The sequence below is a fragment of the Streptomyces sp. NBC_00285 genome (genome assembly GCF_036174265.1).
Classification (GTDB): domain Bacteria; phylum Actinomycetota; class Actinomycetes; order Streptomycetales; family Streptomycetaceae; genus Streptomyces.
The window spans coordinates 8,872,889-8,899,683 of sequence record NZ_CP108055.1; the positions used below are offsets into that span (position 1 = coordinate 8,872,889).

Sequence of the window (26,795 nt, forward strand, 5' to 3'; positions counted from 1 at the left end):
ACCGTCTTCTGAGCAAGGGCCGCCGCACCTGCCGTACCCGCGACTTTCACATCAGTGTCACCGGACCCTTCCCTGACGTTCGTTGCTCTTGGAAAACTCGCTGCGCGCACCTTCCGTCACGTTCCGGCCATCGATGCGCAGGATAAGAGGTCCCTCACACATGACCGACGTCAACCGGCGCAGATTCCTCCAGGTCGCGGGCGCCACCACCGCCTTCACCGCGCTGTCCAACAGCATCCAGCGCGCTGCCGCGCTCCCCGCCCACCACCGCACGGGGACGATCGAGGACGTCGAGCACGTCGTCGTCCTGATGCAGGAGAACCGCTCCTTCGACCACTACTTCGGCTCGCTCAGAGGCGTCCGCGGCTTCGGCGACCCGCGTCCGGTGACGCTGGACAACGGCAAGTCCGTCTGGCACCAGGCGGACGCGAACGGCAAGGAGATCCTGCCCTTCCGCCCCGACGCCGACGACCTGGGCCTGCAGTTCATCCAGGACCTCCCGCACGGCTGGAACGACGGACATGCCGCCTTCAACGGTGGCAAGTACGACAAATGGGTCCCGAACAAGAGCTCCACGACCATGGCGTACCTGACCCGCGAGGACATCCCCTTCCACTACGCCCTCGCCGACTCGTTCACCATCTGCGACGCCTACCACTGCTCGTTCATCGGCTCGACCGACCCGAACCGCTACTACATGTGGACGGGCTACACGGGCAACGACGGCCAGGGCGGCGGCCCGGTCCTCGGCAACGACGAGGTCGGCTACGGCTGGACGACCTACCCCGAGCGCCTGGAGAAGGCCGGCGTCTCCTGGAAGATCTACCAGGACGTCGGCGACGGCCTCGACGCGAACGGCTCCTGGGGCTGGATCCCGGACGCCTACCGCGGCAACTACGGCGACAACTCGCTGCTCTACTTCAACCAGTACCGCAACGCCAAGCCCGGCGACCCGCTGTACGACAAGGCCCGCACCGGCACCGACTACACCAAGGGCGAGGGCTACTTCGACCGGCTCAAGGCCGACGTGAAGGCCGGGAAGCTGCCGCAGGTCTCCTGGATCGTCGCCCCCGAGGCCTTCACCGAGCACCCCAACTGGCCCGCGAACTACGGCGCCTGGTACATCGCCCAGGTCCTGGACGCGCTCACCTCCGACCCCAAGGTCTGGGCGAAGACGGCGGTGTTCATCACCTACGACGAGAACGACGGCTTCTTCGACCACGTCGTCCCGGCCTACCCGGCGGGTTCGGCCGCGCAGGGCAAGTCCACGGTCGACCCCGCCCTCGACCTGTTCAAGGGCAACACCAGCCACCCCGCCGGCCCCTACGGACTCGGCCAGCGCGTGCCCATGCTCGTGGTGTCGCCCTGGAGCAAGGGCGGTTACGTCTGCTCCGAGACGCTCGACCACACCTCGATCATCCGCTTCCTGGAGAGGCGCTTCGGCGTCCACGAGCCCAACATCTCGCCCTGGCGGCGCACCGTCTGCGGCGACCTGACCGCGGCCTTCGACTTCTCCCACAAGGACGTGAAGCCGGTCGCCCTGCCGGACACCGACGGCTACGAGCCCCCGGACCGCGTACGCCACCCCGACTACGTGCCGGTCCCGCCCGCGGTGGGCGCGCTGCCGAAGCAGGAGCGCGGACTGCGCCCCGCCCGGCCCCTCAAGTACGCCCCGCACGTGGACGGTTCGGCAGACACCCGGGCCGGGACGTTCACGCTCACCTTCGGCTCCGGCGCCAAGGCGGGTGCCGCGTTCCTGGTGACCTCCGGCAACCGTACCGACGGGCCCTGGAGTTACACCACCGAGGCCGGCGCCTCCCTCTCGGACACCTGGAACTCGGCGTACTCCCAGGGGTCGTACGGCCTGACCGTCCACGGCCCGGGCGGCTTCCTGCGCTCCTTCAAGGGGTCGAACAAGACCGCAGGTCCCGAGGCCACCGCTCGTCACTGCGGCGACGACGTCGAGCTGACCTTCACCAACAAGGGCTCCGGCACGGTCCGTCTGCACGTCACGAACGGATACGGCGGACGGGCGAAGACCTTCACCGTGCGGGCCGGCACCACCGTCAAGCACGTCTTCGGACTCGCCGGAAGCCGTCGCTGGTACGACCTCACGGTCACGTCGGAAGCCGACGCGGCGTTTCTGCGGCGGTTCGCCGGACATGTCGAGAACGGGCGTCCCGGGGTCAGCGACCCGGCCGTCATCACCGGGTAAAGCCGCCCGGGAGCCGCCGTCGAGGTGGCCGGATCGCGGGGGTCCCGGGGTACTGTGCCCCGGTGACCACGCATTCGAACACACCTGCTGGCTGGTACCCCGATCCCCACGGAGCGTCCCAGACGCTCCGCTACTGGGACGGGGCACAGTGGACCCAGCACACCGACAAGCAGCAGGCGGCGGCTCAGGCGCCCCAGATGCCGCAGCAGGCGGCCGGCCCCGACCCGCAGGTGCAGCGGCAGGTGCAGCAGCAGGCCGGGGTGAGCGCGGGCGGTGCGGCCGGCGGCACCCTGTTCACCGAGCCGGTCCTGGTGGTGAACCAGAAGGCCAAGCTGATCGAGGTGACCAACGAGTACAAGGTCATGGACCAGAACGGCAACCTGCTCGGCTCCGTCACCCAGGTCGGGCAGAGCGCGCTGAAGAAGGTTCTGCGCGTGGTCTCCAGCCTGGACCAGTACATGACCCACAAGTTGGAGATCCGTGACGCCCACGGGCAGCCGGTGCTGCTGCTGACCCGGCCGGCCAAGGTCTTCAAGTCACGGGTGATCGTGGAGCGTCCGGACGGCTCACCGGTCGGTGAGATCGTCCAGCAGAACATGATCGGGAAGATCAACTTCGCGATGAACGTCAACGGCCAGCAGGTCGGGGCGATCAAGGCGGAGAACTGGCGGGCCTGGAACTTCGCGATCGTCGACCACGCGGAGAACGAGGTCGCCCGGATCACGAAGACGTGGGAGGGCCTCGCCAAGACGATGTTCACGACCGCGGACAACTACGTGCTGCAGATCCACCACCAGCTGCCCGAGCCGCTGCTCAGCCTGGTCGTCGCGACCGCGCTGACCGTGGACACCGCCCTCAAGCAGGATGCCCGCGGGTTCGGCTGAGCATCGGTCCGCGACGCCGCGGACCGATGCGGCCCGGTTCCCCTACTAAAGAGGCGCTGTCAGGTGCCCCGGCTCGACGGGCCGGGGCACCGTCACGTTCCGCAACGACGGCTCCAGCGCCAGTACGGCTGCCACCGGGTGTTCCTCCTCCACCACCTGCGGGAGCTTGGGGGCCCGGCTCAGCAGAACCACTCCCCACGAGGCCAGCCCCGTACCCGCCAGGGCCAGCAGGACACCCGCCGCGCCGCCTCGCAGGCCCTCGCCGAGGAGCGAGAGGCCGAGCACCGCGGCGGCCATCGGGTTGGCCAGGGTCACCACGGCGAGCGGGGCGCCCAGACCGTCGCGGTACGCCGTCTGGGACAGCAGGAGGCCGCCTGCAGCGAAGGCCGCGACCAGCAGCGCGACCCCGATCACCTGGACGCTCAGGAGCGACTCGGAGCGGTCCGTCGCCGCCACCGTCACCGTCTGGGTCAGTACGGAGGCCACACCCGAGGCGAAGCCGGACGCCGTCGCGTGCCGCAGGCCGGGGCGGGCTCCGCGGCGGGCCAGCAGGCCGATCAGGGCGGCCGTCGCGCCCGCCACCATCAGCGCTTCGGGCACGGTGAGGACCTGGTCGGGCGAGGACCCCGACGCCACGACGAGGATCGCCGCGAGACCGGCCAGGGTGTAGGCGGTGCCCCGCCACTCCGCCGCGCCGACCCGGCGCCCGGCGACCCGTGCGCCCAGCGGCACCGCGGCGACCAGCGTGAGTGCGCCGAGCGGCTGCACCACGGTCAGCGGGCCGTACTTGAGGGCCACGACGTGCAGCAGCGCGGCCGCCGCGTTGAGGCCGACGGATCCCCACCAGGCACCCGAGCTCAGCATCCGCGGTACGCCCGAACCGGGGTCGCGGGAGGCCAGGCGCTCCTGCGCGACGGCCGCGGCCGCGTAGGCGACGGACGAGAACAGGGACAGGACGACGGCGAGCAGGGTGGCGTTCATCGGCCCGCTCCGACCAGGGCGTCGTCCTTGGGCTCGGCCGGCGTGAGCTTCTCCTGCGCCCGGCCCGAGGTGGTCGCCTTCCGGTGCGGCGAGGGAAGCGGGACGGGGCGGATCACCGCGAGCGCGATGCCGAGCAGGGCCGCCGCCGCGATCGCGTCCATCCAGTAGTGGTTCGCCGTCCCGACGATGACCACCAGCGTCACCAGCGGGTGCAGCAGCCACAGCCACCGCTGGCGCGACCGGGTGGCCACGATCAGGCCGATCGCCACCATCAGGGCCCAGCCGAAGTGCAGCGAGGGCATCGCGGCGAACTGGTTGGAGAGGGTGTCGGTCTGCGGCGGGCCGTACACGGAGGGGCCGTAGACCTTCGCGGTGTCGACCAGGCCGGCCGCCGCGAGCATCCGCGGCGGGGCCAGCGGAAAGACGAGGTGCATCACCAGGGCGGCGCCGGTGACGGTCGCGAGGACGCGGCGGGCCCAGACGTAGTGTGCGGGGCGCTTCAGGTAGAGCCAGACCAGGAAGGCGACCGTGGCCGGGAAGTGGACGGTCGCGTAATAGGTGTTCGCGAGGTGCGCGAGGGTGTCGCCGTGCAGCAGCAGCGACTGCACCGAGCCCTCTGAGGGCAGGTGCAGTGTCCGTTCCCAGTCCCACACGCGGTCGGCGTTGCGAAGGGCTTCGGCCGTGTGGCCTGCGGCCAGTTGCCGGCCGAACTTGTAGACGAGGAAGAGACCTACGACGAGCAGGAGCTCACGGACGAGCGGCGGCCGCGCTGTCGCGCCCGGCTCCGCTTGGGAAGGCTCGGTTCGGGCATTCATCCCCCGGCCCTTTCGCTGACGGTGGTGCTGGAGCTGGACGCGGGTATGACTCGCCCAGCTCCCGAAACTCATCGGTACGGGATCGTACCGATACGGCAGTGTACCGATACGATCGGGTACCGGTACACTGGCGTATCGATAGACATAGGACACACTGGAATCCGGGAATGAAACGCGTGGGTCCCGCCAGTGGGCCGCCCGCCCGGGCGAGTGAGGAGAAGGGCAGATGACGTCGCAGGCCGCGGACGGACCGGAGACGGTCGCCGCCTCGCGCCGCTCCAAGATCACGCCGGAGCGTGAGCAGGAGTTCTTCGACGCTGTGCTCGAGCAGGTCCGCGAATGCGGATACGACGCCGTGACCATGGAGGGCGTCGCCGCCAGCACACGCTGCAGCAAGTCCACCCTCTACCGGCAGTGGAAGACCAAGCCCCAGTTCGTGGTGGCCGCCCTGCGCTCCCGCCGCAGGTCGAAGTTCGACGGGATCGACACCGGGTCGCTCGCGGACGACCTGCGCGAGGCCGCACGGTCCGCGGGCCGGTGGTCGATGCACGACACCAAGCTCCTCCAGGCGCTCGGCCATGCCGTCACCCAGGACGCGGAACTCGCGCAGGCCCTTCGTGAGGCGCTGGTCGACCCGGAGGTCGCCGAGCTCAGACGCATCCTCCAGCGTGGGGTCGACCGCGGTGAGGTGGCCCCCGGGCACCCGGCGCTGGAGTACATCCCGGCCCAGCTGTTCGGCGTCATCCGCGCCCGCCCCGTCGTGGAGGGGGAGTACGCCGACCCGGAGTACCTGCTCCGCTTCATGGAGGCCGCCGTACTGCCGGCGCTGGGCCTGACCTGAGACCCGGGCCGCCGTCCACCCGATGACCGGACGGTGACCTGGTCGCGCCGCACCGTGGGGACGGGGGCGGCGCGCACGCCCCGGCCGGGTGGGAAGCCTCCTGACTGGAGAGGCTCCCCACCCGGCCGAGCGGTGTCCGGGGCCGGGCCGTCAGACGCCCTGGCCGCTGCCGCCGCCCGTCGACACCTTGATCCCCTTGGTGATGTCGTCGATGACGCTCTGGCCCTCGCCGACGTCGACGCCGAAGCGCACCACGACCATCTGCTGCGGGTTGGCCGGGGAGGGGAAGGCCAGCGACTCCACATAGCCGTCGGAGCCCTTGCTGGTGACCGCCTTCCAGCGGACCAGGTAGCCCTTCTGCCCGGCGACGGTCACCGCCTCGGAGGCGAGCACGTCGTGCGAGGTGATCGAGCCGTAGGTCTTGCCGCCGTAGGACTGCTCGGCGTTCGCCGCGATGTCGGCCTTGGCGACCTGCTCGGCCGTGCTGCCCGAGGTGCCCAGGGCCAGGGCGGGCGCCGAGTAGGCACCGCCCTTCGTGCACTTGTCGGAGGTGGAGCCGGGGCACGCGTAGGAGTCGTTCGACGTGAGAGACGCGCCTGCCGAGATCTCCTGCCCGTACCAGCCGTCCGGGATGGGCAGGCTGATCCCGTCGATCGAGTCGGACACCGAACCGCTCTCGATCTTCGGCGCCTCGGAACCCTGGGGGGAGGGCGACGCCCCTCCGGAGCCGCCCGGACCGCCGGAACCTCCGTTGCCGCCGAAGGGGCCGCCCTGGCCGTTCTGCCCACCCGTGCCACCGGTACCGCCCTGACCGCCCGGGCCCTGCGAGTCGGTGGTGCCGTTCCCGTTGCCGCTGTCCGTCAGCGCGTACACGCCCACACCTATGCTCGCCAGGACCACGACCGCCGCCGCCACCGCCACGGCTATGCCCATACGGCCGCGCCGCGATCCGGTCGGCGGCTGCGTGGGGTACGGCGGGTAGGCCGGGTACTCACCGGGGCTCACAACCTGTTCCGGAGGACCCCATGCGGCGGCCGATCCGGCGGGCCGGGTCCGTTCCGTCCACGCCTTGCCGTCCCACCAGCGTTCGGTGGCGGGACCGTCACTTGTCTGCCCGGGATCGCTGTACCAACCGGGGGGAGTCTCCTGCGTCATGCCCCCACCGTATGAGGCCTCGGTGAAAGAGGGATGAGAGGGGCGTCGGCCGATTCCTTCGACTTCGACACACAGGCCGGTCCGGAGCGCGGACGAAGCCATGCGGCGCCCACTTCCTCACGAGCCGAATCAGCCCGTTTCGCGCGGGCGGCCGGCAGGCGTATCCGGTCCCGCGCGGTACGGCCGGACGCGGCACGCGCGTGCCGCAGGTGCGCGGGACTTGGGGCGGCCACTCCGGCGAAGCCGTACCGGCCGTTGCCGCGCGGGCGGCCGGCAGGCGCATCCCGTACCGCCCCGTACGCGCGTGTCGGAGGTGCGCAGGGCGAGCGTCGGCGTCGAGGCGGCCGGCATCCGTGTCCGCACCGGGCCGTGGCCGATTACTGACTGTGGGTCAGGTTTGTCGACGGCTGGTCAGGGGCACCGCGCGTCACCCGCCGTACCCGGGTCACCCGTCAAGGCAACAGCTCCCCCGACCGGCCTCCGCTCCCGCACCCGGACGGCTACGCTCGAGATCTGTACGTCGTTCAGGCGACTTGGGGAGGTAGCGGGATGACGGAGGTCCGGCCCATCGAGGCCGCCCCGGCCTCGCTGTGGGAGCGCGAGGAGGAAGTCGCCGCCGTCGAGGGGGCGATCGACGCCCTGTGCGCGGGACGCGCGTCCTCGGGCAGCGTGCTGGTGATCCGCGGTGAGGCGGGCTTCGGCAAGACCGCCCTGCTGGCCGAGACCCGCCGTATCGCCGAGGCCCGCGGCTGCACGGTCTGGTCGGCCCGCGGCGGCGAGACCCTCAGGTCCGTCCCCTTCAACGTCGTACGACAACTGCTCCAACCCGCCCTCCTGTCGCTGATGCCCGAAGAGGCCCGCGAGTACCTCGGCGACTGGTACGACATCGCCGGCCCCGCCCTCGGCATCGCCGCCCCGGGGGAGCGGCAGGCCGACCCGCAGGGCGTGTGCGACGGCCTGGTCGCCGCGGTACGCCGACTGGCCCGCCGGGACTGGCCGCTCGTCCTCCTGGTCGACGACGCCCACTGGGCCGACCAGGAGACCCTGCGCTGGCTCGCCGCCTTCGCCGAGCGCCTGGACGACCTGTCCGTCCTGGTCGTGGTGGCCCGCCGCCCCGGTGAGGCCGCCGGCGAGCGCGCCCGCCTCCTGGAGACGGTGGCCTGCGCCGCGGGCCGCCCCGCCACCCACCTCAGTGCCCTCACCCCGGAGGCCACGGCCGGCCTCACCCGCGCCACCCTGGGCGAGCACGCCGACGCCCCCTTCTGCCGCGAGGTGTGGGCCGTCACCGGCGGCAACCCCTACGAGACCGTCGAACTCCTCGCCAAGGTCCAGGAGAGCGAGATCGAACCGGGCGAGGGCTCGGCGAGCGAACTGCGCGAGCTGAACCGCTCGGCCCGCGGCGGCGGCCTCGTCGCCCGCCTGGAGGAACTCGGCATCGACGCCACCCGGTTCGCCTGGGCGGCCGCGATCCTCGGCAGCGACATCACCATCGGCCTGGTGGCCAAGCTCGCCACCCTGAAGCCCCAGGAAGCGGTGGTCTGCGCCACCCTGCTGCGCAACGCCCGCATCCTCACCGACTCCGACCCGGTCGGCCCCCGGGCCGAGGAGGCCGAGCTGGAGTTCGTCCACCCACTGATCGCCTCCGCCGTCTACCACTCCATCCCGGACGCCCTGCGCACCGCCATGCACGGCATCGCCGCCCAGGTCGTCACCGACTCCGGGCGCGGCGCCGCGGCCGCCTCCCGGCACCTCCTCCTGGTCCACCCGGACGACGACGAGGAGCTCGTCGAGCAGTTGCGCGAGGCCGCCCGTGACCATGTCGCCGTCGGCGCCCCCGACGCGGCCCGGCGCTGCCTGGAGCGCGCCCTGCTGGAACCCCCGGCACCCGAGGTCCACGCGCGCGTGCTCTTCGAACTCGGCTGCGCCACCCTCCTGACCGCCCCCGCCAAGACCATCGGCCACCTTCAGACGGCGCTCGCCATGCCCGGCCTCGAAGGAACCGAGCGTGTCGACGCCGTCTTCCGTCTCTCCCAGGCGCTCATGCACAACAACCAGCTGGAGGAGGCCGTCCGCACGGTCGAGGAGGAGGCCGCCCGGCACGAGCAGGGTCCCGCCAGGCTCCGCCTCCAGGCCGTGCAGTACATGTGGGAGGGCCTCCACGCGGGCGAGGCCGGCGTGCCGGGCCGCTCCGAGCGCCTCGCCGAACTCGCCCGCAGTTGCAGCGGCCGGGACAACTCCGAGCGGGCCCTGCTGATGCTGGGCGGCTTCGACGCGATGGCGCGGGGCGAGAGCGCCGAGGAGGTCGTCGAACTGTGCGACCGCTCACTGGTGAACGGCCGACTGGCTCCGGGGCTCGGCTGGACCGACACCGAGTGGGGCCTCGAACTGCCCCTGATGCTGGCCAGCGCGTACGCCTACACCGACCGGCTCGACCGCGCCGAAGCCCTGTACACCGAGGCGCTGCGCACCTACGAGTCGGCCGGCTGGAGCGGCGGGCATCTCGCCCTGGCCCACGCCTACGTCGGCATCGGGCACCGTCGGCGCGGACGCCTCAGGGAGGCCGAGACGTCCCTGCGCGAGTCGTTGCGGCTCGCCGAGCGGGTGGGCCGGGGGCTGCCGCTGCACTGGTCGGCGACCTGCAACCTCGTCGACACCCTGCTTGCGCGCGGCCATGTCGAGGAGGCGTGGGCGATCGCCGAGCAGTACGGGTTCGCGCCGCCGTATCCGTCCACGATCGTGCTGCCCGATCCGCGGTCCGTGCGGGGGCGGTTGCTGCTGGCCGTGGGCCGGACCAAGGAAGGGATCAACGAACTGGACGCCGCGGAGAAGGCGGCGGAGGTCCGGGGGCACCACAATCCGGTTCTGGTGCCGTGGGCCTTCGACCTCGCCCGCGCGCTGGCCGTCGAGGATCCGGTCCGGGCGGCGCAGCTGGCCACCGATGTCCGCCGCCATGCCGAGCGGCTCGGCACCGACACGGCGATCGGTGAGGCGCTGCGGTGTGCGGCGGCGCTGGAGACCGGGCAGCGCGCGGTGCGGCTGGCCGCGCAGGCAGTCACCTATCTGGAGGCCTCGCCGTGCCAGTACGAGCACGCGGCGGCGCGGGTGGCGTACGGCATCCTCGCGCGGTCGGTGGGTGACCTCAACCGGGGTATGGCGTTGGCGCGGTCCTGCGGGGCGGACGGGCTGGTGGCGCAGGCCAGGGACGTCCTGGACACGGGACGTGGGTTGCGTTGAGGGAGTGAGCGCGCGCCTTCCGCGCGTCGGCTCACCGGGCTCACCCGGAGAAGCCGCGCATCGGTACGGTCCCACACAGCTTCACGGCCCCGCCGACCGGCGCGGCCCCGTGCCCCTTCAGGTCGCGATCAGCCGGTCGGTGAGGGTCAGCAGCTGTTTCCGCACGTCCGTGTCGTACGTCGCCTCGTGCGCCCGTGCCGGGCTCGTCCCGTCGAAGAAGCGGCCCGTGCCGACCTCCCGGGTGGCCGGCACGAGGACGCCCGGGGCGCCGTCCGCGACCGTCGACCAGGGAGCCACCCCGCCCTCCCGGACCATCGCCGTGTCCATGAACGTGGCCGGGTGGACGACGTTCACGGCCACCCCCGTGCCCGCCAACTCCTCGGCGAGCGTGAAGGTATGGGCGGCCAGGGCGAACTTGGCCCGGCAGTAGGCGGCGAAGCCGCTGTACCCGCGAGTGAACTCCGGGTCGTCGAAGGGGAGAAGCTCCTGCCCCACCGAACCGACGTTGACGATCCGCGAGGGCGCGTTCGTGGCGAGCGTCGGCAGCAGTGCGCGTGTCAGCACCACCGGCGCCAAGTAGTTGACCGCCAGGCGGAGTTCGTGGCCGTCCGCGCTCAGTTCCCAGCCCGAACCGGGTGAACCGGCGCCCGCCCCCGCATTGTTGATCAGCACGTCGAGTTCGGGGTGGGCCCGGGCCACCTTCGCGCCCAGCTCGCGCACCTGGGCCAGGGAGCCGAGGTCGGCCACGAACGGCTCTGCCTCGCCCTCGGCGCGCAGTTCCCCGACGAGGGCTTCGGTACGGCCCGGGTCGCGGCCGTGCGCGAGGACTACGTGGCCCAGGCGGACCAGCTCGAAGGCGACATGGCGGCCCAGGCCCGAGGTGGCGCCGGTGATCAGGATCGTCGACATGCTCCCACCGTAGGCAGACGGTGCGGGCATGTGCGTGCTGCTCCTGGAGGTACCACCGGCAGGATCATCCTTCTTCGGCCACGGGGTCCTCCTCCGCCAGCACCCGCTGAGCCGTCGCGAAGGCGGAGTTCGCCGCCGGAACCCCGCAGTACACGGCCGTCTGGAGCAGTACGGCGCCGATCTCCTCCGGCGTGAGCCCGTTGCGCCGCGCCGCCCGCACATGCATGGCCAGTTCGTCGTAGTGGCCGTGTGCGACGAGCGCCGTCAGTGTGATCATGCTGCGTTCGCGGCGGCTGAGGGTCGGATCGGTCCAGATCTCGCCCCACGCGTAGCGCGAGATGAAGTCCTGGAAGCGCGCGGTGAACGGAGTCTGCCGGGCCTGCGCCCGGTCCACGTGGGCGTCCCCGAGCACCTCGCGCCGCACCTCCATGCCCCGCCCGGCGCCGCCGCCGAGGTGCGCCCGCAGCGCGGTGAGGACGGCCTCCGGGCACTGTGCGGGCGCCAGGTGCGAGGCCCCGGGGAGCTCGACGAGTGCGGCGCCCGGCACGGCGTCGGCGATCTCCCTCAGGTGCGGGGGCGGGGTCGCCGGGTCGGCGCGGCCGGCCACGAGCAGCGTGCGCGCGGTGATCGAGTCCAGCCGGTCGCGCAGGTCGAAGGCGGCCAGGGCGTCACAGCAGGCCGCGTACGCCTGCGGGTCGGCCTCGGCGTGGTCGCGCAGGAGTTCCGGCACGGTGAAGTCACCTGTGAACCAGCGGGAGTTCGCGCTCTCCAGCAGCCACCCGAGTCCCTCGCGCCGGACCCGCTCGGCCCGTTCCTCCCACGGCCGGCGACCGTTGAAGTGGGCCGAGGAGCAGATCACGGCGAGGGACTCGACGCGCTCCGGGTGATGCACGGCCAGATGCAGACCGACGGCACCGCCGAGCGACACCCCGGCATACGTGAACCGCTCGACGCCGAGCGAGTCGGCCAGCGCCAGCACCAGGCCGGCGAGGTCACCGACGGTGGCACCGGGTCCGATCAGTCCGGGCGCCGAACCGCCGTGCCCGGGCAGGTCCCAGCGGACCACCCGGTGGGTGATGGACAGCTCGGGCGCCACCTTGTCCCACAGGGCGGACGACGTCCCGAGCGACGGCCCGAGCAGCAGCGGGGGAGCGGAAGCGGGCCCCTCGGCACGGTGGTTGAGGAGTGTGTCGGTCAACGTCGCTCCAGGGCGCGGTCGGTGAGGGCTCCGGCGGAGCCGGTGTAGCGGGCGGGGTCGGTGAGCTCGTCGAGGTCGAGATCCTTCAACTCGGGCTCCTGCGAGAGGAGTTCTCGCAGCGGTAGGCCTTCGACGTAGGTCCGCCCGGCGAGTTCCGTCAGCAGTGCCTTGGCGCGGGCCCGCCCCAGCACGGGCGCCAGCTCGGCGGACAGCCGCTCGGAGACGATCAACCCGTGGGTGAGGCCGAGGTGTTGGCGCATGGCCTCCGGGTGGACCCGCAACCCCTCGGCCAGCTCGGCGGCGTCCCGGGCCGCTCCGCCGACCAGTCGCAGCAGGTCCCTGAGCGGTTCCCACTCCGCGTGCCAGGCACCGGCGGGCCGCTCGTCCTCGGCGGCCAGCGAGCCGTACAGCGTCGCCGCGAGCTGCGGGGCGCGCCGGACGGCGGCCGCGATCAGCGTGGACCGCACGGGGTTCGCCTTGTGCGGCATGGCGGAGGAGCCCCCGCCGCTGCCCTCCGCGACCTCGGCGATCTCGGTGCGGCCGAGGACGAGCACATCGGCGGCGATCTTCCCGAGCGCCCCGGCGCTGAAGGCCAGACATCCGGCGAGGTCGGCGACCGGTGTGCGCAGGGTGTGCCAGGGCAGGGCAGGCGCCCGCAGTCCCAGTTCGGCGGCGAAGGCCGCAGTGAGAGCTTCGGTGTCCTCGGCGCCGTACACCGTGAAGGCCGCCGACGTCCCGGCGGCGCCGCCCAGTTGGGCGGGCAGGGAGTCCCGTACGGCCGTGACGCGGTCTCGTGCGTCCAGCACCAGTGAACGCCAGCCGGCGGTCTTCAGCCCGAATGTCGTCGGTACGGCGTGCTGGGTGAGTGTCCGTCCCGGCATCGCGGTGTCACGGTGTTCGGCGGCGAGCCGGGCCAGGGACCGCTGGAGGCGGTCGAGGTCCGCCAGGAGCAGGCCGAGGGTGCGCGTGGCCACCAGCATCGTGGCCGTGTCCTGGATGTCCTGGCTGGTGGCGCCCCGGTGGACGTAGGGGCCGTACTCCTCGCCGACCGCCTGGGTGAGGTCGGCGACCAGGGGGATGACGGGGTTGCCGCCGCCGCGCGCACGGTCGGCGAGGGACCGTACGTCGAAACGGCCCGCGTCGGCGGCGGCCGCGACTGCTTCGGCGGCCTCGGCCGGGGTGAGGCCCAGCGCGGCCTGCGCCCGGGTCAGTGCGGCCTCCGTGTCCAGCAGCGCCTGGAGGTAGGCGCCGTCGGAGGTCGCGGAGGCCGCGGGGGAGCCTGCCCACCCGGGGGCGAGCAGGCCGGTGTCCGGATCGGGAGAAGTCACTGGAACTCCAGGAAGACCGTTTCGCCTTCGCCCTGAAGGCGGATGTCGAAACGGTAGGTGCCATCGCCCTGCTGACGCGCGATCAGCGTGTCGCGTCGCTCCGCGGGCACCCGCGAGAGCAGCGGGTCGGCGGTGCGGGCCGCCTCGTCGCCCGGCAGGTAGATCCGCGTGTACAGATGCACCAGCAGACCGCGTGCGAAGACGCACACGCTGACGTAGGGGGCGCTCTGCCCGCGTGCGCCCGGCCGCAGCGTCCGTGCGGTCCAGTGACCGTTGGCGTCGGTCTGGATGCGGCCCCAGCCGGTGAACTCCACGCCGTTGCGGCCCAGGTAGCCGCCGCTCGCGGGATCGCGCCGGATCGAACCGTCGGCCTGCGGGACGTTGCCGTCCGGATCGGGGCCCCACAGCTCGATGAACGCGTCGGGCAGCGGGTTGCCCTCGCCGTCGGTGATGTACCCCTGGAGGACGATCGTGTCCGGGTGGCCGACGGGCGCGATGTCGCCGCCGCCGGGGAAGGGCAGGGCGTGTCCGTAGAAGGGGCCGACCGTGTGCGACGGGGTGGGGAGCACGGTCTCGGGGCGGTTCGTGTCGATCTTCGTCATGGCAGGTCAGCGCCCCTCTTCGATCCAGGTGGCGTGCGGTCCGTCGAGCACGATGTCCCAGTGGTAGCCCATCGAGAACTCCGGTACGGACAGGCTGTGGTCGTAGGTGGCGACGAGCCGCTGCCGGGCCGCGTCGTCCGTCACCGACTGGATGATCGGGTCGTACGGGAACAGCGGGTCGCTCGGGAAGTACATCTGCGTGACCAGGCGCTGGGTGAACGCCGTGCCGAACAGCGAGAAGTGGATGTGGGCCGGCCGCCAGGCGTTGACGTGCTGGCGCCAGGGATAGGGGCCCGGCTGGACGGTCGTGAAGCGGTAGAGGCCGTCTTCGTCGGTCAGGGTGCGGCCGACACCCGTGAAGTTCGGGTCCAGCGGGGCGTCGTGCTGCTCGCGCTGGTGGGCGTAGCGTCCCGCCGAGTTCGCCTGCCAGATCTCCACCAGCTGCCCGCGGAGCGGGCGGCCGTCACGGTCGAGGAGACGGCCCTCGACGGTGATCCGCTCACCGACCGGCTCCCCGGTGTGCTGCCGGGTGAGGTCGCTGTCGATCTCCGTGATGTCCCGCTCGCCGAAGGCGGGGGAGTACAGCTCGACCAGCTCGGGGTCCTTGGACACGTCGATGGTGATCGGCGGCTGCTTCGGATGCCGCGCTATGGAGGAACGGTAGGGCGCGTAGTCCCGGCGGGGCTGGTGCTCGACGGGGGCGCCGTCGGCGAGCCGCTTCTCGTAGGCGGCGTGCTCGGCGGCGATCTCCTGGTCGATGTCGTGCTGGGTGAGAGTCATGAGGCTTCCTGCGTTTCGTTAACGTTCGAGGACGAGAGCGAGACCCTGGCCCACTCCGATGCACAGCGTGGCCACACCCACCCCGCTGCCCCTGCGGGCGAGTTGGTGGGCGACGGTGCCGGCGAGCCGCGCCCCGGACGCACCCAGCGGATGCCCGAGGGCGATCGCACCGCCCTGCGGGTTGAGGATCGCCGGGTCGAACTCGGGCCACTCCGCGACACAGCCGAGCACCTGCGCGGCGAACGCCTCGTTCAGTTCCAGAACTGACAGGTCGTCAAACCCCTTGCCCGCCTTGGCGAGGGCCCGGTTGACGGCCTCGACGGGGGCGAGCCCGAAGTAGTGCGGGTCCAGGGCGTTGACGCCGGTCGCGGAGATCCGGGCCAGCGGCTCGCGACCGGTCGCGGCAAGGCCCTCGTCGTCCACCAGCAGCAGGGCGGCGGCACCGTCGTTGAGCGGAGAGGCGTTGCCGGCGGTCACGGTTCCTTGAGAGGTCCGGAACGACGGCTTCAGCTTCGCCATCGCCTCCAGCGAGGCATCCGCCCGTACGCATTCGTCGGCACCGAACACGACCGGCTCGCCCTTGCGCTGCGGGACCGGCACCGGTGCGAGTTCGGCGTCGAACAGCCCCGCCTCCCGGGCGGCGGCCGCCTTTCGGTGACTGGCCAGGGCGAACTCGTCCTGCTGCTCACGCGTGATCTTGTGCTTGTCCGCGATCAGTTCGGCCGACTCGCCGAGCGGGATCGTCCACTGCGGCTCCATCCTCGGATTGACCATGCGCCAGCCGAGCGTGGTCGAGTACAGCTCGGTGTGGGCGGCGGGGAAGGGCTTGTCGGACTTGGGCAGCACGTACGGCGCCCGGGTCATCGACTCGACCCCGCCCGCCACGGCGATGGAGGCGTCCCCGACGGCGATGGCGCGGGCCGCCTGGATCACCGCCTCCAGCCCCGACGCGCACAGCCGGTTGACGGTCACGCCCGGCACGCTCGCGGGCAGTCCGGCCAGCAGCGCGGCCATGCGGCCGACGTTGCGGTTCTCCTCACCGGCGCCGTTGGCGTTGCCGAAGTAGACGTCCTCGATCCGGGACGGGTCCAGGTCGGGGGTACGGGCGAGGAGTTCACGGATCGCGTGGGCGCCCAGGTCGTCCGGGCGCACCGACGCGAGGCCGCCGTTGTAGCGGCCGATCGGTGTGCGGACCGCGTCGACGATGTAGACGTTCTTCATTTCAGACCCTCCGTGACGGTCAGCTCGGCGTCGGTCCTGGCGGTGATCTCCTCGACGCTCACCCCGGGCGCGGTCTCGACCAGGACCAGGCCGTCCTCGGTGACGTCCAGGACGCCGAGGTCGGTGATGATCCGGTTCACGCACGCCTTGCCGGTCAGCGGCAGCGCGCACTCGGTGAGGATCTTCGGTGAACCGTCCTTGGCGGTGTGGGTCATCACCACGATGACCGTACGGGCGCCGTGGACCAGGTCCATCGCCCCACCGATCCCGGTGATCATCTTGCCGGGGACGGCCCAGTTGGCCAGATCGCCGGTCTCGGACACCTGCATGGCGCCCAGCACGGCGACGTCGATGTGCCCGCCCCGGATCATCCCGAAGGACAGTGCCGAGTCGAAGAAGGACGCCCCCGGCAGCACGGTGACGGTCTCCTTGCCCGCGTTGATCAGATCGGGGTCGACCTGGTCCTCGGTGGGATAGGGGCCGGTGCCCAGGATGCCGTTCTCGGACTCCAGGATCACCTCGACGTCCGCGGGGAGGTGGTTCGGGATCAGCGTCGGCAGTCCGATGCCGAGGTTGACGTACTGGCCGTCCCGCAGTTCGCGTGCGGCCCGCGCGGCCATCTCTTCCCGCGTCCATGCCATTACCGGCTCACCGTCCCTCGTGCCGCCGGCGCGGAGACCGTGCGCTGCTCTATGCCCTTGGCCGCCGCCTGCCCGGGGGTGAGGGCGACGACCCGCTGGACGAAGATCCCCGGCAGATGCACCGCGTCCGGATCGATCCCGCCGGGCTCCACCAGTTCCTCCACCTCGGCGATCGTGACCTTGCCGGCCATCGCCGCGAGCGGGTTGAAGTTCCGGCTGGACTTGTTGAAGACCAGGTTGCCGTGCCGGTCGCCCCGCCAGGCCCGCACCAGCGCGAAGTCGGTGCGGATCCCGTGCTCCAGGACGTGTTCCACGCCGTCGAACTCCCGCACCTCCTTCGGCGGCGAGGCGAGCGCGACGCCGCCCTGGCCGTCGTAGCGCCAGGGCAGTCCGCCGTCGGCGACCTGGGTGCCGACCCCGGCCGGGGTGAAGAACGCGGGGATCCCGGCGCCGCCCGCCCGCAGCCGCTCGGCGAGCGTGCCCTGCGGGATCATCTCGACCTCCAGCTCACCGGCCAGGTACTGGCGGGCGAACTCCTTGTTGGCGCCGATGTAGGAGCCGGTCACGCGGGCGATCCGCCCGGCGGCGAGCAGGATCGCGAGGCCGGAGTCCATCGCCCCGCAGTTGTTGGAGACCACCGACAGCGAGCCGGTGCCCTGTTCGTACAGGGCCTGGATGAGCACGTTCGGCACACCGCTCAGCCCGAAACCGCCCACCGCGAGCGACGCGCCCTCCGGCACATCGGCCACCGCCTCCCGGGCTGTGGCGACCACCTTGTCCATCCGAAAGCCCCATCTCTCCAATTACTCAGGGCACTGAGTATTTCAGCGAGGTCTCTCTCACGCTGTCACCGTGGCAGCCGGGCGTCAAGACCTCTGCGTAGAAGCAGGTCAGTGACGATCCCGCGATACTGACGGGGGCGGCAGGCTCCAGGTATCGTTCAGTGCACCAACGAATTCGACCTCGGGAGCGCACATGGCGGCGGTGGACCTCACCACGCACCCCGGGCACCTCGCCCGGCGGTTCCAGCAGGCGCACTACCTGCTGTGGAACACCATGGTCTCCGAGGAGATCACCTCGCCGCAGTTCGCGGTCCTCAACGCCCTCGTCGCCGAGCCGGGACTCGACCAGCGCACGGTGGGGGAGCGGGTCGGGCTCGACAGGTCCACCATTGCCGAGGTCATCAGCCGGCTCGGCCGGCGCGGACTGCTCGACAAGGTCCGCGACCCGGGGGACGGACGCCGCTTCCTGCTGCGTCTGACCGGCGACGGGGAGCGGACCCACCGCAAGCTGAGCGTGCGTACGGCCCGGATGAACCAGGTCTTCCTGGCCCCGCTGTCCGCCGAGGAACAGCACCTGTTCTTCGAGCTGATCCGCCGGGTCTCGGACGCGGCGGAGGGGCTGCGCAACCCGGCGGAACCCGTCGCCGCACCGTCGTAGGGGCTACGACACCTTCGCGAACACGACCCAGACCTGGCCCTTCGCGAAGTTCACCGCAGAGCCGTCCTTCGTGGTGAACTCCGTGCCGTCCGTGGCCTTCGGCCGCTTCCAGTTCACGTCGAACGACCGTCCGTCGCGGAGCACCTTCGCCGTTCCCGAGCCCACCGTCTGCGTGTACGGCGTGTAGTTGCCGAGGAAGTCGTGGAAGGCGGACCGGCGCACCTTCACGTACTGCACGACGACCGTCGCCGGCGCCAGCCGCTTCCCGTCGGTGGTCACGTCCGGTGCGCCGTCCATCGAGACCAGCCAGCGCTCCCGGCTCGCCGACCAGCTGAAGGTGAAGCGGGCGGCGGGGAAGCGGACCGTCTCCGAGGTGTCCTTCGTGCCGCCGGCGGGCGCGGGGCCGTAGCGGAAGCCGGTGGTCAGTGCGTCCGCGCCCGGCGTGGCGGGCAGCAGGCGCTTCGGGCGCACGTAGAGGTTGTGCGGGGCGGGCTTGGCGGTGCCGCGGAAGTAGGCTCCGGACGCCTTCTCGGGGGTCCGGGCGTCCAGTGGCGCCCGGTTGATCAGCGGCATCAGCTTGCCCTGGGCGCCGGAGAAGGCGAGCGTCGGCTTCTGGAACTGCCGCAGCAGCTCCAGGTCCGACTCGCGGGCGCTGCGCACCGGGCCGACGGACTTGGGCAGCTTCGTCGCGAACACGGCCATGAGCCGGCTGAGCCCGCCCTCGACCTGCTCGGCGTAGACGATGTCCGCGGAGTCGAGGCCGGTCTGCGGGCGCGCAGCCCGTACGTTGTCGATCTTCACGGCGAGCGGGGAGGGAAGGTCGGCCTGCCGGCTCGGCTCCGACGTGCTCGGCTCCGCCGTGTGCAGGCGACCGCGCCCGTCGTCGGCCGGCACGCGGGGCGTGCCCTGGCCCGTACAGCCCGCCGCGAAGAGGCCCGTGGCCGCCAGTACCGCCGCCGTCGTACGGGCACGTCGTGTACGTGCCCCGTGTCTCATACCCACCATGTCCGCCAGCCCGCCCGTCTCGTGTCTTCGATTGTGCGCTTATAAGTTCATTGCTGGCCATACCCGTCTGTTTCTGATTGGTCTCGTTGCCTAGGCCGAACGGCCCCGGATCGCGGTTCGGCGCACGCCGCCCGGGTTCTCGGGGCGCCGGCCCCAGGACCGACACGGCGACGTGACGGAGGGAGTGCTGTGCGATGAAGGCAGTGACCTGGCAGGGCAAGCGGGACGTGCGCGTGGAGGAGGTCCGGCGCGGCGGCACCATCTCGCTGTCCGGCGTCTACGGCGGCATGGCCGACCCGCTGCCGATGCTCACCATGTTCGACAAGCAGATCCAGCTCAGGATGGGCCAGGCCAACGTGCGCCGCTGGGTCGACGAGATCATGCCGTACCTGACGGACGAGGATCCGCTCGGTGTCGACGGCTTCGCGACCCATCACGTGCCGCTGTCGGACGCCCCGCGCGCGTACGAGACGTTCCAGAAGAAGCAGGACGGCACGGTGAAGGTGCTGATGCGGCCGTAGGGCCCCTACTCAGCGCAGGATCTCGTCGAGGTCGTAGCGCACCGGCTCCTCCAGCTGCGCGTACGTGCAGCTCTCCGGCGTCCGGTCGGGGCGCCAGCGGCGGAAGCGGGCGGTGTGGCGGAACCGTACGCCGTTCTCCATGTGGTCGTACGCCACCTCCGCCACCCGCTCCGGCCTGAGCGGCACCCAGGACAGGTCCTTCTTGCCCGACCAGCGGCTCGGCGCTCCGGGCAGCCGGGCGCTCTCGTGCGCGGCCTCCTCCGCCCAGGCCGCCCAGGGGTGCCCCGCCGGGTCCCGCATCCGCAGCGGCTCCAGCTCGTCGATCAGCTCGGCGCGCCGCTTCATCGGGAAGGCCGCGGACACGCCGACGTGCTGGAGTGTGCCCCCCTCGTCGTGGAGGCCGAGCAGCAGGGAGCCGACGACCGGGCCGCTCTTGTGGAGCCGGTAGCCGGCGACCACGACGTCCGCCGTGCGCTCGTGCTTGATCTTGAACATGGCGCGCTCGTCCTGGAGATAGCGCAGGGTGGGCGGCTTGGCGACGACCCCGTCCAGGCCGGCGCCCTCGAACTGCTCGAACCACTGCTGGGCCACCTCGATGTCCGTCGTCGCCGGTGCGAGGTGGACCGGCGCCGTGACCCCGGACAGGACCGTCGTGAGCAGCTGTCTGCGGTCGGTGAGGGGGACGTCCAGCAGTGACTCGTCCCGCAGGGCCAGCAGGTCGAAGGCGACGAAGGAGGAGGGTGTCCGTTCGGCCAGCGTCCGCACCCGGGAGGCCGCCGGATGGATCCGCTCGGTCAGCGCGTCGAAGTCCAGCCGTCCGTTCCGCGCGATGACGATCTCCCCGTCCAGCACGCACCGCTCGGGCAGCCGGGCCGCGAGTGCCTCCACCAGCTCGGGAAAGTACCTGGTCAGCGTCTTGCCGGTGCGACTGCCGAGCTCGACCTCGGCTCCGTCCCTGAACACGACGGCCCGGAACCCGTCCCACTTCGCCTCGTAGTGCATGTCCGGCGGGATCTTCGCCACCGACTTGGCGAGCATGGGCTTCACGGGGGGCATCACCGGCAGATCCATGGTCCGATTCTGCACGCGCACGCTTCGAAATGCCCGATATGCACCTCTCGCCTACCGTGGCTCGCATGGGTGACGCGGTGGAACTGGAGGCGGGCGGCCGGACCGTACGGCTGTCCAGCCCGGACAAGGTCTTCTTCCCGGAGCGCGGCTTCACCAAGCTGGACCTCGCCCGCTACTACCAGGCCGTCGCCCCCGGCATCCTGCGCGCCCTGCGCGAGCGCCCCACCACCCTGGAGCGCTACCCGGACGGCGTGACCGGCGAGAACTTCTTCCAGAAGCGGGCGCCCAAGAACATGCCCGACTGGATCCCGACCGCCCACATCACCTTCCCCAGCGGCCGCAGCGCCGACGAGATGTGCCCCACCGAGGAGGCCGCCGTTCTGTGGGCCGCCCAGTACGGCACCCTCACCTTCCACCCCTGGCCGGTCCGCCGCGACGACGTCGACCGCCCCGACGAACTCCGCATCGACCTCGACCCGCAACCCGGCACGGACTACGACGACGCCGTGCGCGCGGCCTTCGAACTCCGGGACGTGCTCCACGAGTTCGGCGGCCTGCGCGGCTGGCCCAAGACCTCCGGCGGACGCGGACTGCACGTCTTCGTCCCCATCGAACCGCGCTGGACCTTCACCCAGGTGCGACGGGCCGCGATCGCGGTCGGGCGCGAGATGGAACGCCGGATGCCGGACCAGGTGACCATCAAGTGGTGGAAGGAGGAACGGGGCGAGCGCATCTTCGTCGACTACAACCAGACGGCCCGAGACCGCACCATCGCCTCCGCCTACTCGGTACGGCCCCGCCCGCACGCCCCGGTCTCCGCACCCCTGCGCTGGGAGGAGGTCGGCGAGGCGCACCCGCAGGACTTCGACATCGCGACCATGCCCGCGCGCTTCGCCGAACTCGGCGACGTGCACGCGGACATGGACGATCACGCGTTCTCGCTGGACGCCCTGCTGGAGCTGGCCCGCCGTGACGAGCACGACAACGGGCTCGGTGATCTGCCGTACCCGCCCGAGTATCCGAAGATGCCGGGAGAACCCAAGCGGGTACAGCCGAGCCGGGCCAAGAAGCCCGGTTCTACAGCTCCTTGATCCTGACGTCCCGGTACGAGACGACATCGGTCGTGCTGTGCACCTGGAGCCCGACGTAGCCGGAGGCGAACCGCCGTCCGTCCGTGCCCGGGTCGTCCGAGCGGGCCGGATAGAAGTCCTGACCGCCGATGTTGTCGAACTCGTTGATCAGCACGCCGCCCCGATAGACCGAGTAGTGCTGGTCGACCACGCGGATCTCGTAGTCGTTCCACGTGCCCTTCTGGGTGACGCCCGCGCCGGCGAGCCCCACCCGGTCGAAGCCGTAGACCGAACCGGTCTTGTACATGTCGCCGTCGGGCCGGTCGAAGACCTGCACCTCGTGGCCGTACTTGATGGCGGCCCACTCCGGCCGCGGCTCCTCCGGGTGGTCGTGGACCCACGGGAACCGCACGAACACACCGGAGTTGGCGTTCCCGGTGCCCGGGGCGTCGTCCCGCCACTGGAGCTTGAGCGAGAAGTCGCCGTACGTGCGCTCCGGGAACCAGAGCATGCCGAGGCCGTCCTTCGTGGTGCCGGACGTGATGGACCCGTCGCCGTTCGGCGCGAACGAACCACCTCCCACCTGCTGCCACTTGGCGAAGGAAGCGGCGCTGCCGTCGAGGATCGTGCGGTAGCCCTCGGTCTGTCCCGGCCTGCCGATCCCGGACTCACGGGCCGCCGCGTCGATCGCGTCGTACTCGCGCTCGTCGACGACCCCCTCCCTGAAGAGCCTGTCCAGGACGGTCTTCACATGCTTGAGGAACAGGGCTTGGGACGTCCACTGCTTCTCGTCCTCGATCAACTCGTTGATACGGCACCGGCTGTTGGTGATCCGGTTCGGTACCCCTGAGTCGATCGTGCCGACGATCACCGTCAACCGCTCGTCCAGTTCGGAGCAGTTGGGCGCCGGGACCTGACTGGAGACGACGGTGAAGGTCACCGTGCGCGCGGCCGAGGTGTTGCCCGCCTTGTCGGTCGCACGGTATGCGAGGGTGTGCGTGCCCGCCCGGTCGACGACCACCGCGGCGGAGTACGCCAGATAGGGTCCGGCGTCGATCGAGTACTCGACGCCCGCGACCCCCGAACCGCCCTCGTCGGCGGCGCTCACAGTCACCCTGGCGTTGCCCACGTACGCCCCGTCGGAGTTCCGGGTGCCGTCCACGGTCACCCCGGTCACCGGCGGGGTGGTGTCCTCGGGTGCGGCCGTGACGACCGTGAACCGGACGCTCTTCTCGGCGGCCGCGTTGCCCGCCTTGTCGGTCGCCCGGTAGCGCACGGTGTGCGTACCGACCTGATGCACCATCACGGGCATGGCGTACGGCTGCCAACTCCCGTCGTTCACGGCGTACTCGATGGTGTTGACCCCGGATCCCGTGTCGGACGCCGACACGGTCACCGTCGCCATGTCGATGTACGTGCCGTCGGGGTTCTGCTCGCCGCTCACCGCCGCCGAGGTGTCCGGCGGGGCGGTGTCGTCGGAGGGCCGGGCGACGACCGTGAAGTCGGCGCTCTTCTCCGCGGAGACGTTGCCCGCCTTGTCGACGGCCCGGTAACGGACCCTGTGGTCGCCGACCTGGTCGACGACGACCGGGGCGGTGTACGGCTGCCAGGCGCCCGTGTCCCCGATCGCGTACTCGATCCGGTCGACGCCGGAGCCGCCGGCCTCGTCGGTCGCCGTGACCGCCACGCTCGCCGAACCGACGTACTGGCCCTGTGCGTTCTGCGTACCGGTCACCCGGGCCGCCGCCGATGGCGCGGTGGTGTCCGCGCCGCTGCCCTCGGTCACGACGAGGATGCCCTGCATCTGGCCGTGGCCGGGGATCGTGCAGTGGTAGAAGTAGCGGCCCGGGGTGAGCGTGACCTCGGCGGTGTGACGGCCACCCATGTCGTCGTTCGGGTTGGCGAGGATGTTGAGTTCGACGTCGTCGTTGAACTCGGGGTCGCTGGTCACGAAGGTCAACGTGTGCGGCATGCCGGTGGTGTTGCCGGTGACCGCGCTGTTCTCGAAGGCGATCGTGGCCGTGCCCGCCACGGCCGTCGTGGGCGCCGACGTGTACTTGGTGATGTCGTCGCCGGCGGTCCAGGTGAGGACCTGTCCGGCCGCGGCCCTGGCGGGCTGTGCGCTGCTGGGCACGCTCTGCAGCCCGAGCATCATCAGTGCGGCGGCCAGCAGTGCTGTCCAGACTCTTCGTCGCCGTGTCACCTTCACCACCCCCTCGCCAGGTCGCCGGCGGCCGGTGTGGGCCCGCCGCCCGTGTAAGTGATCCGCCACAGCGCCGACTTGGCGTCGGAGGTGAAGAAGCCGCGCCCGTAGTCGAGGACGTACAGCGCGCCGTCCGGACCGAACTTCCAGTCCATGAGGTTCTTGATGCCGTCGTTGCCGATCGGCACGATCTTCTTCAACGACTCGCTGTGCACGGGCAGTCCGCCGTCACCGTGCGTCCTCGGGTCGGTGATCACCGCGTTGCGCGGCTGGTCGGCGTCGTAGAAGTCACCGACGAACCACTTGCCGTCCCAGTAGGCGGGCCACTTGACGGTGCTGGTGGCCGGGGCGGTGTCGTAGCGGTAGACGGGCCCGTTCATCGCGGCCTGCCCGCCGCCCTTGAGCCAGGGCAGCAGATACGTGGCCTCCTCCTGCTTGTAGGACGGGATGCCGTTCGCGTCCCGCGGGTAGTCCGGGGCGCCGCCCTGCGGCGAGTACCAGATGTTGTTGCCGGTGACCGGCGGCAGGTTGACCAGGCCGTCGTTGTTGGGCGACTCGTTCTTCGGGTGGTCACAGTCGTACCAGCCGAGCGGCTGGTCGGGGTTCGGCAGATTGCGGTCGCGGTAGGGCTGCTTGTTGCCCATGCAGTACGGCCAGCCCCGGTTGCTCGCCTTGGTGATGACGGCGAACGTGTCGTACTTGGCCGGGCCCCAGGTCGTCGAGGGCGCGCTCGCGTCCGGACCGACCCAGCCGGCGTAGAGGGTGTCGGTCTTCTTGTCGACGAAGATACGGGCCGGGTTCCTGACCCCCATCACATAGATCTCGCCGCGCGTCTTGCCGCCGCCCTCGCCGGTCTCCCGGCCGGTGAAGAGGTTCCCCTCGGGGAGCGTGTACGTCCCGTCGGCCTCCGGATGGACGCGCAGGATCTTCCCGTTGAGGTTGTTGGTGTTGCCTGCGGTGCGGCGCGCGTCCGCGAAGGAGACGCCCTTGAAGGTGGGCTGCGGGTTGTTGCCGGAGTAACCGCCACTGAAACCACTGGAGTTGTTGTCCCCGGTCGCGATATACAGGTTGCCCTTCGAGTCCCAGGACATCCCGCCGCCCGAGTGGCAGCAACTGTGCACCTGGACCGGCCACTTGAGCAGCACCTTCTCGCTGCTCAGATCCAGTTTGTTCGTCGCGAGGTCGAGGGTGAAGCGGGACACCCGTCGCTCGGCCATCCGTGTGTCGCGGTTGAGCTGCGCGTGCGGGGTGTAGTGCAGATACACCCAGCCGTTCTGCTCGAAGCGGGGATCGAGCTCGATCCCGAGCAGCCCCTCCTCGACCTTGACCAGCTCGTCGCCGCCGCCCTTGTTGCCGAAGACGGTCAACTCGCCCGCCAGGGTGACCTTCTTGGTCGCGGGGTCGTAGACGTGGATCTGCCCCTTGCCCTTGCCGACGTCCGGGTTGTTCCAGTCGGTGACGACCGGCTGGGAGGAGTCGGCGCCGCCGCGGCCGATGTAGAGCACCCGCCCGTCCGGTGCGGTGACCAGGCCGTGCGGCTCTCCGATCTGGTCGTTCTGCCCTGCCTGGTTGGGCCGGGTGAGGCGTTCCGCCTTGTAGTTGCCGTTGATCGTCGCCTTGCAGTCGGCCTGCACGAGCCGTGAGGTCCACAGCAGCGCACCACGCAGATGGGTCCGGAAGTCGGTCTCGTCGTACGACGACACCGTGCCGCCCATGCCGGTGTAGAAGGACCGGCCGCCGTCGTAGTCACGGCACCAACTCACCGGGTGATCCCAGCCGTTGGCGCTCGCCCCCGGCCGGTAGGTCGACTCGCGCACCCTGGCGACGGTGTGCACGTCCCCGGACGGGTTCTTCGTCCAGTTGAACCACTGGTCGGGACGCTTCCACTGCACCGGCAGATCCCTCGTCGCCGGATGCTGCCGGTCGCCCACCTCAACGGTGGCTCGCTGGACGGCCGTTGGGCTGGTGGCGGCAGGGCGGGCGCCGACGAGGCCCGTGAACCAGTCGGAGTACGGCTCGGCGCGGGCCGCGTCATGGATGCCGACGAAGCCGCCGCCCGCCTCCATGTAGGCCTCCAGACCGGCCTCCTGGCCGGGGTCGAGGACATCGCCGCCGCCGGTCAGGAAGACGATCGCGTTGTAACCGCCCAGCGCCTCCTCGTCGGTGAAGACCCGGGCGTCGTCGGTGGCCTCGGTCGCGAACCGCTGGTTCGCCGGACCGGACAGCCCGATCCTCTCGATGGCGGCGATCCCGGCGTTGACGACCGGCGACTCGTCGCCGTCCGCCGCCGAGCCGTAGAACACCAGCACCCGTACATCGGCGCCGCCCGGTGGCGACTTGACGGACATCGTTGTCGGTGACGGTTCCGGCGCGGGCAGTGCTCCCGCGGCCGGTCCGGACATCAGCCCGGCGGCGAGGACCCCGGCGGTCACCGTGGCCACCCAGACCCGTCTTCTCGTCGTTCCTCCGCTTCTAGCGCTCAACCCTCGTAAGTGCATGGGCACCTCCTCGGTCACAGCAACAGCGCCATGGAAGCTAGACGCCTTTGCGTCTCTCGCCAATACCTATGACCGGGATCGCACGAACTTTGTCCTGAGTGTGGATAAACCCTTTCAGGGCCGGTACCGTCTCACAGGTTCATCACAGGTGCGTCTCCGCACATCCCGTATCAGGATGGGGAG

The 26,795-nt window shown here is 71.1% G+C and carries 21 protein-coding genes and 1 pseudogene; 7 read left to right on the top strand and 15 right to left on the bottom strand.

Translation table 11 applies throughout. The annotated features are described in order from the left end of the window. The first annotated feature begins 160 nt into the window (after positions 1-160). Together OHT57_RS40665 and OHT57_RS40670 are read left to right on the top strand one after the other, a co-directional pair. Entirely contained in the window at positions 161-2,215 is a 2,055-nt protein-coding gene (locus tag OHT57_RS40665) for a phosphocholine-specific phospholipase C (protein WP_328751856.1), read from the top strand. Positions 2,216-2,277: 62 nt separating this feature from the next. After that, complete coding sequence (locus OHT57_RS40670) at positions 2,278-3,099, top strand: phospholipid scramblase-related protein (protein WP_328751857.1); 822 nt, start codon at positions 2,278-2,280, stop codon at positions 3,097-3,099. Positions 3,100-3,144: 45 nt separating this feature from the next. Here OHT57_RS40670 and OHT57_RS40675 read toward each other — a convergent pair whose 3' ends face one another. Further along, entirely contained in the window at positions 3,145-4,080 is a 936-nt protein-coding gene (locus OHT57_RS40675; protein ID WP_328751858.1) for a hypothetical protein, read from the bottom strand. Further along, positions 4,077-4,895, bottom strand: a complete 819-nt coding sequence (locus tag OHT57_RS40680; protein WP_328751859.1) for a phosphatase PAP2 family protein — start codon at positions 4,893-4,895, stop codon at positions 4,077-4,079. Before OHT57_RS40680 ends, OHT57_RS40675 begins: the two co-directional genes overlap by 4 nt. A gap of 226 nt (positions 4,896-5,121) precedes the next feature. Between OHT57_RS40680 and OHT57_RS40685 the strand changes: the two genes are divergently transcribed. Next, a complete protein-coding gene (locus OHT57_RS40685) occupies positions 5,122-5,736 on the top strand; it encodes a TetR/AcrR family transcriptional regulator (protein ID WP_328751860.1) in 615 nt (204 codons plus the stop codon). A gap of 150 nt (positions 5,737-5,886) precedes the next feature. On the opposite strand, the gene OHT57_RS40690 is transcribed toward OHT57_RS40685, so the two are convergent. After that, positions 5,887-6,891, bottom strand: coding sequence for a DUF2510 domain-containing protein (locus OHT57_RS40690; protein WP_328751861.1), 1,005 nt, complete (start codon positions 6,889-6,891; stop codon positions 5,887-5,889). 549 nt (positions 6,892-7,440) lie between these two features. Between OHT57_RS40690 and OHT57_RS40695 the strand changes: the two genes are divergently transcribed. Then, on the top strand, positions 7,441-10,125 hold the full coding sequence (locus tag OHT57_RS40695) for an ATP-binding protein (protein WP_328751862.1): 2,685 nt from the start codon (positions 7,441-7,443) through the stop codon (positions 10,123-10,125). A gap of 117 nt (positions 10,126-10,242) precedes the next feature. Here the strand turns inward: OHT57_RS40695 and OHT57_RS40700 are convergent, their stop codons facing one another. The 8 genes from OHT57_RS40700 to OHT57_RS40735 form a co-directional block, all read right to left on the bottom strand. After that, positions 10,243-11,034 carry an SDR family NAD(P)-dependent oxidoreductase gene (locus OHT57_RS40700; protein ID WP_328751863.1) on the bottom strand — a complete coding sequence of 264 codons (792 nt, stop codon included), beginning with the start codon at positions 11,032-11,034 and terminating at the stop codon, positions 10,243-10,245. Between the two features lie 64 nt (positions 11,035-11,098). Further along, positions 11,099-12,232, bottom strand: coding sequence for a bifunctional 3-oxoadipate enol-lactonase/4-carboxymuconolactone decarboxylase PcaDC (pcaDC, locus tag OHT57_RS40705; protein ID WP_328751864.1), 1,134 nt, complete (start codon positions 12,230-12,232; stop codon positions 11,099-11,101). After that, positions 12,229-13,560 (bottom strand): 3-carboxy-cis,cis-muconate cycloisomerase, encoded by a 1,332-nt coding sequence (gene pcaB / locus OHT57_RS40710; protein WP_328751865.1) that lies wholly within the window; start codon positions 13,558-13,560, stop codon positions 12,229-12,231. The genes pcaDC and pcaB overlap by 4 nt, the downstream gene beginning before the upstream one ends. After that, a complete protein-coding gene (gene pcaG, locus OHT57_RS40715) occupies positions 13,557-14,162 on the bottom strand; it encodes a protocatechuate 3,4-dioxygenase subunit alpha (protein WP_328751867.1) in 606 nt (201 codons plus the stop codon). Before pcaG ends, pcaB begins: the two co-directional genes overlap by 4 nt. 6 nt (positions 14,163-14,168) lie before the next feature. Further along, a complete protein-coding gene (pcaH, locus tag OHT57_RS40720; RefSeq protein ID WP_328751868.1) occupies positions 14,169-14,942 on the bottom strand; it encodes a protocatechuate 3,4-dioxygenase subunit beta in 774 nt (257 codons plus the stop codon). An 18-nt stretch (positions 14,943-14,960) separates the two neighbouring features. Then, a complete protein-coding gene (locus OHT57_RS40725; protein WP_328751870.1) occupies positions 14,961-16,163 on the bottom strand; it encodes a thiolase family protein in 1,203 nt (400 codons plus the stop codon). Next, complete coding sequence (locus tag OHT57_RS40730; protein ID WP_328751872.1) at positions 16,160-16,804, bottom strand: CoA transferase subunit B; 645 nt, start codon at positions 16,802-16,804, stop codon at positions 16,160-16,162. Before OHT57_RS40730 ends, OHT57_RS40725 begins: the two co-directional genes overlap by 4 nt. Continuing rightward, on the bottom strand, positions 16,804-17,586 hold the full coding sequence (locus tag OHT57_RS40735) for a CoA transferase subunit A (RefSeq protein WP_328751874.1): 783 nt from the start codon (positions 17,584-17,586) through the stop codon (positions 16,804-16,806). The genes OHT57_RS40730 and OHT57_RS40735 overlap by 1 nt, the downstream gene beginning before the upstream one ends. 193 nt (positions 17,587-17,779) lie before the next feature. On the opposite strand from OHT57_RS40735, the gene OHT57_RS40740 reads away from it, so the two are divergent. Then, the gene (locus OHT57_RS40740; protein ID WP_328751875.1) at positions 17,780-18,244 is read left to right on the top strand and encodes a MarR family winged helix-turn-helix transcriptional regulator; all 465 of its coding nucleotides are present in this window, start codon (positions 17,780-17,782) and stop codon (positions 18,242-18,244) included. Between the two features lie 3 nt (positions 18,245-18,247). Here the strand turns inward: OHT57_RS40740 and OHT57_RS40745 are convergent, their stop codons facing one another. Further along, positions 18,248-19,240 carry a DUF3048 domain-containing protein gene (locus OHT57_RS40745; protein ID WP_328751877.1) on the bottom strand — a complete coding sequence of 331 codons (993 nt, stop codon included), beginning with the start codon at positions 19,238-19,240 and terminating at the stop codon, positions 18,248-18,250. A 242-nt stretch (positions 19,241-19,482) separates the two neighbouring features. On the opposite strand from OHT57_RS40745, the pseudogene OHT57_RS40750 reads away from it, so the two are divergent. Next, positions 19,483-19,770: pseudogene (locus OHT57_RS40750) on the top strand (glutathione-dependent formaldehyde dehydrogenase); the annotation flags it as partial. A gap of 9 nt (positions 19,771-19,779) precedes the next feature. Here the strand turns inward: OHT57_RS40750 and OHT57_RS40755 are convergent. Continuing rightward, positions 19,780-20,841 (bottom strand): ATP-dependent DNA ligase, encoded by a 1,062-nt coding sequence (locus OHT57_RS40755; RefSeq protein WP_328751879.1) that lies wholly within the window; start codon positions 20,839-20,841, stop codon positions 19,780-19,782. Between the two features lie 65 nt (positions 20,842-20,906). Between OHT57_RS40755 and ligD the strand changes: the two genes are divergently transcribed. Beyond that, positions 20,907-21,932 (top strand): non-homologous end-joining DNA ligase, encoded by a 1,026-nt coding sequence (gene ligD, locus OHT57_RS40760; protein ID WP_328751880.1) that lies wholly within the window; start codon positions 20,907-20,909, stop codon positions 21,930-21,932. On the opposite strand, the gene OHT57_RS40765 is transcribed toward ligD, so the two are convergent. Together OHT57_RS40765 and OHT57_RS40770 are read right to left on the bottom strand one after the other, a co-directional pair. After that, the gene (locus OHT57_RS40765; protein ID WP_328753471.1) at positions 21,919-24,066 is read right to left on the bottom strand and encodes an OmpL47-type beta-barrel domain-containing protein; all 2,148 of its coding nucleotides are present in this window, start codon (positions 24,064-24,066) and stop codon (positions 21,919-21,921) included. The two genes, ligD and OHT57_RS40765, sit on opposite strands and share 14 nt — an antisense overlap. 50 nt (positions 24,067-24,116) lie before the next feature. After that, positions 24,117-26,612 carry a ThuA domain-containing protein gene (locus tag OHT57_RS40770; protein WP_328751881.1) on the bottom strand — a complete coding sequence of 832 codons (2,496 nt, stop codon included), beginning with the start codon at positions 26,610-26,612 and terminating at the stop codon, positions 24,117-24,119. Positions 26,613-26,795 lie beyond the last annotated feature (183 nt).

Coding starts and splice junctions, on each gene's coding strand:
- OHT57_RS40700 (WP_328751863.1), bottom strand. CDS start 11,034: ATGTCGACGATCCTGATCACCGGCGCCACCTCGGGCCTGGGCCGCCAT.
- OHT57_RS40675 (WP_328751858.1), bottom strand. CDS start 4,080: ATGAACGCCACCCTGCTCGCCGTCGTCCTGTCCCTGTTCTCGTCCGTC.
- OHT57_RS40725 (WP_328751870.1), bottom strand. CDS start 16,163: ATGAAGAACGTCTACATCGTCGACGCGGTCCGCACACCGATCGGCCGC.
- OHT57_RS40690 (WP_328751861.1), bottom strand. CDS start 6,891: ATGACGCAGGAGACTCCCCCCGGTTGGTACAGCGATCCCGGGCAGACA.
- OHT57_RS40740 (WP_328751875.1), top strand. CDS start 17,780: ATGGCGGCGGTGGACCTCACCACGCACCCCGGGCACCTCGCCCGGCGG.
- OHT57_RS40770 (WP_328751881.1), bottom strand. CDS start 26,612: ATGCACTTACGAGGGTTGAGCGCTAGAAGCGGAGGAACGACGAGAAGA.
- OHT57_RS40680 (WP_328751859.1), bottom strand. CDS start 4,895: ATGAATGCCCGAACCGAGCCTTCCCAAGCGGAGCCGGGCGCGACAGCG.
- OHT57_RS40695 (WP_328751862.1), top strand. CDS start 7,441: ATGACGGAGGTCCGGCCCATCGAGGCCGCCCCGGCCTCGCTGTGGGAG.
- OHT57_RS40730 (WP_328751872.1), bottom strand. CDS start 16,804: ATGGCATGGACGCGGGAAGAGATGGCCGCGCGGGCCGCACGCGAACTG.
- OHT57_RS40665 (WP_328751856.1), top strand. CDS start 161: ATGACCGACGTCAACCGGCGCAGATTCCTCCAGGTCGCGGGCGCCACC.
- OHT57_RS40685 (WP_328751860.1), top strand. CDS start 5,122: ATGACGTCGCAGGCCGCGGACGGACCGGAGACGGTCGCCGCCTCGCGC.
- OHT57_RS40735 (WP_328751874.1), bottom strand. CDS start 17,586: ATGGACAAGGTGGTCGCCACAGCCCGGGAGGCGGTGGCCGATGTGCCG.
- OHT57_RS40755 (WP_328751879.1), bottom strand. CDS start 20,841: ATGGATCTGCCGGTGATGCCCCCCGTGAAGCCCATGCTCGCCAAGTCG.
- OHT57_RS40765 (WP_328753471.1), bottom strand. CDS start 24,066: ATGATGCTCGGGCTGCAGAGCGTGCCCAGCAGCGCACAGCCCGCCAGG.
- ligD (WP_328751880.1), top strand. CDS start 20,907: ATGGGTGACGCGGTGGAACTGGAGGCGGGCGGCCGGACCGTACGGCTG.
- pcaH (WP_328751868.1), bottom strand. CDS start 14,942: ATGACTCTCACCCAGCACGACATCGACCAGGAGATCGCCGCCGAGCAC.
- OHT57_RS40745 (WP_328751877.1), bottom strand. CDS start 19,240: ATGAGACACGGGGCACGTACACGACGTGCCCGTACGACGGCGGCGGTA.
- pcaG (WP_328751867.1), bottom strand. CDS start 14,162: ATGACGAAGATCGACACGAACCGCCCCGAGACCGTGCTCCCCACCCCG.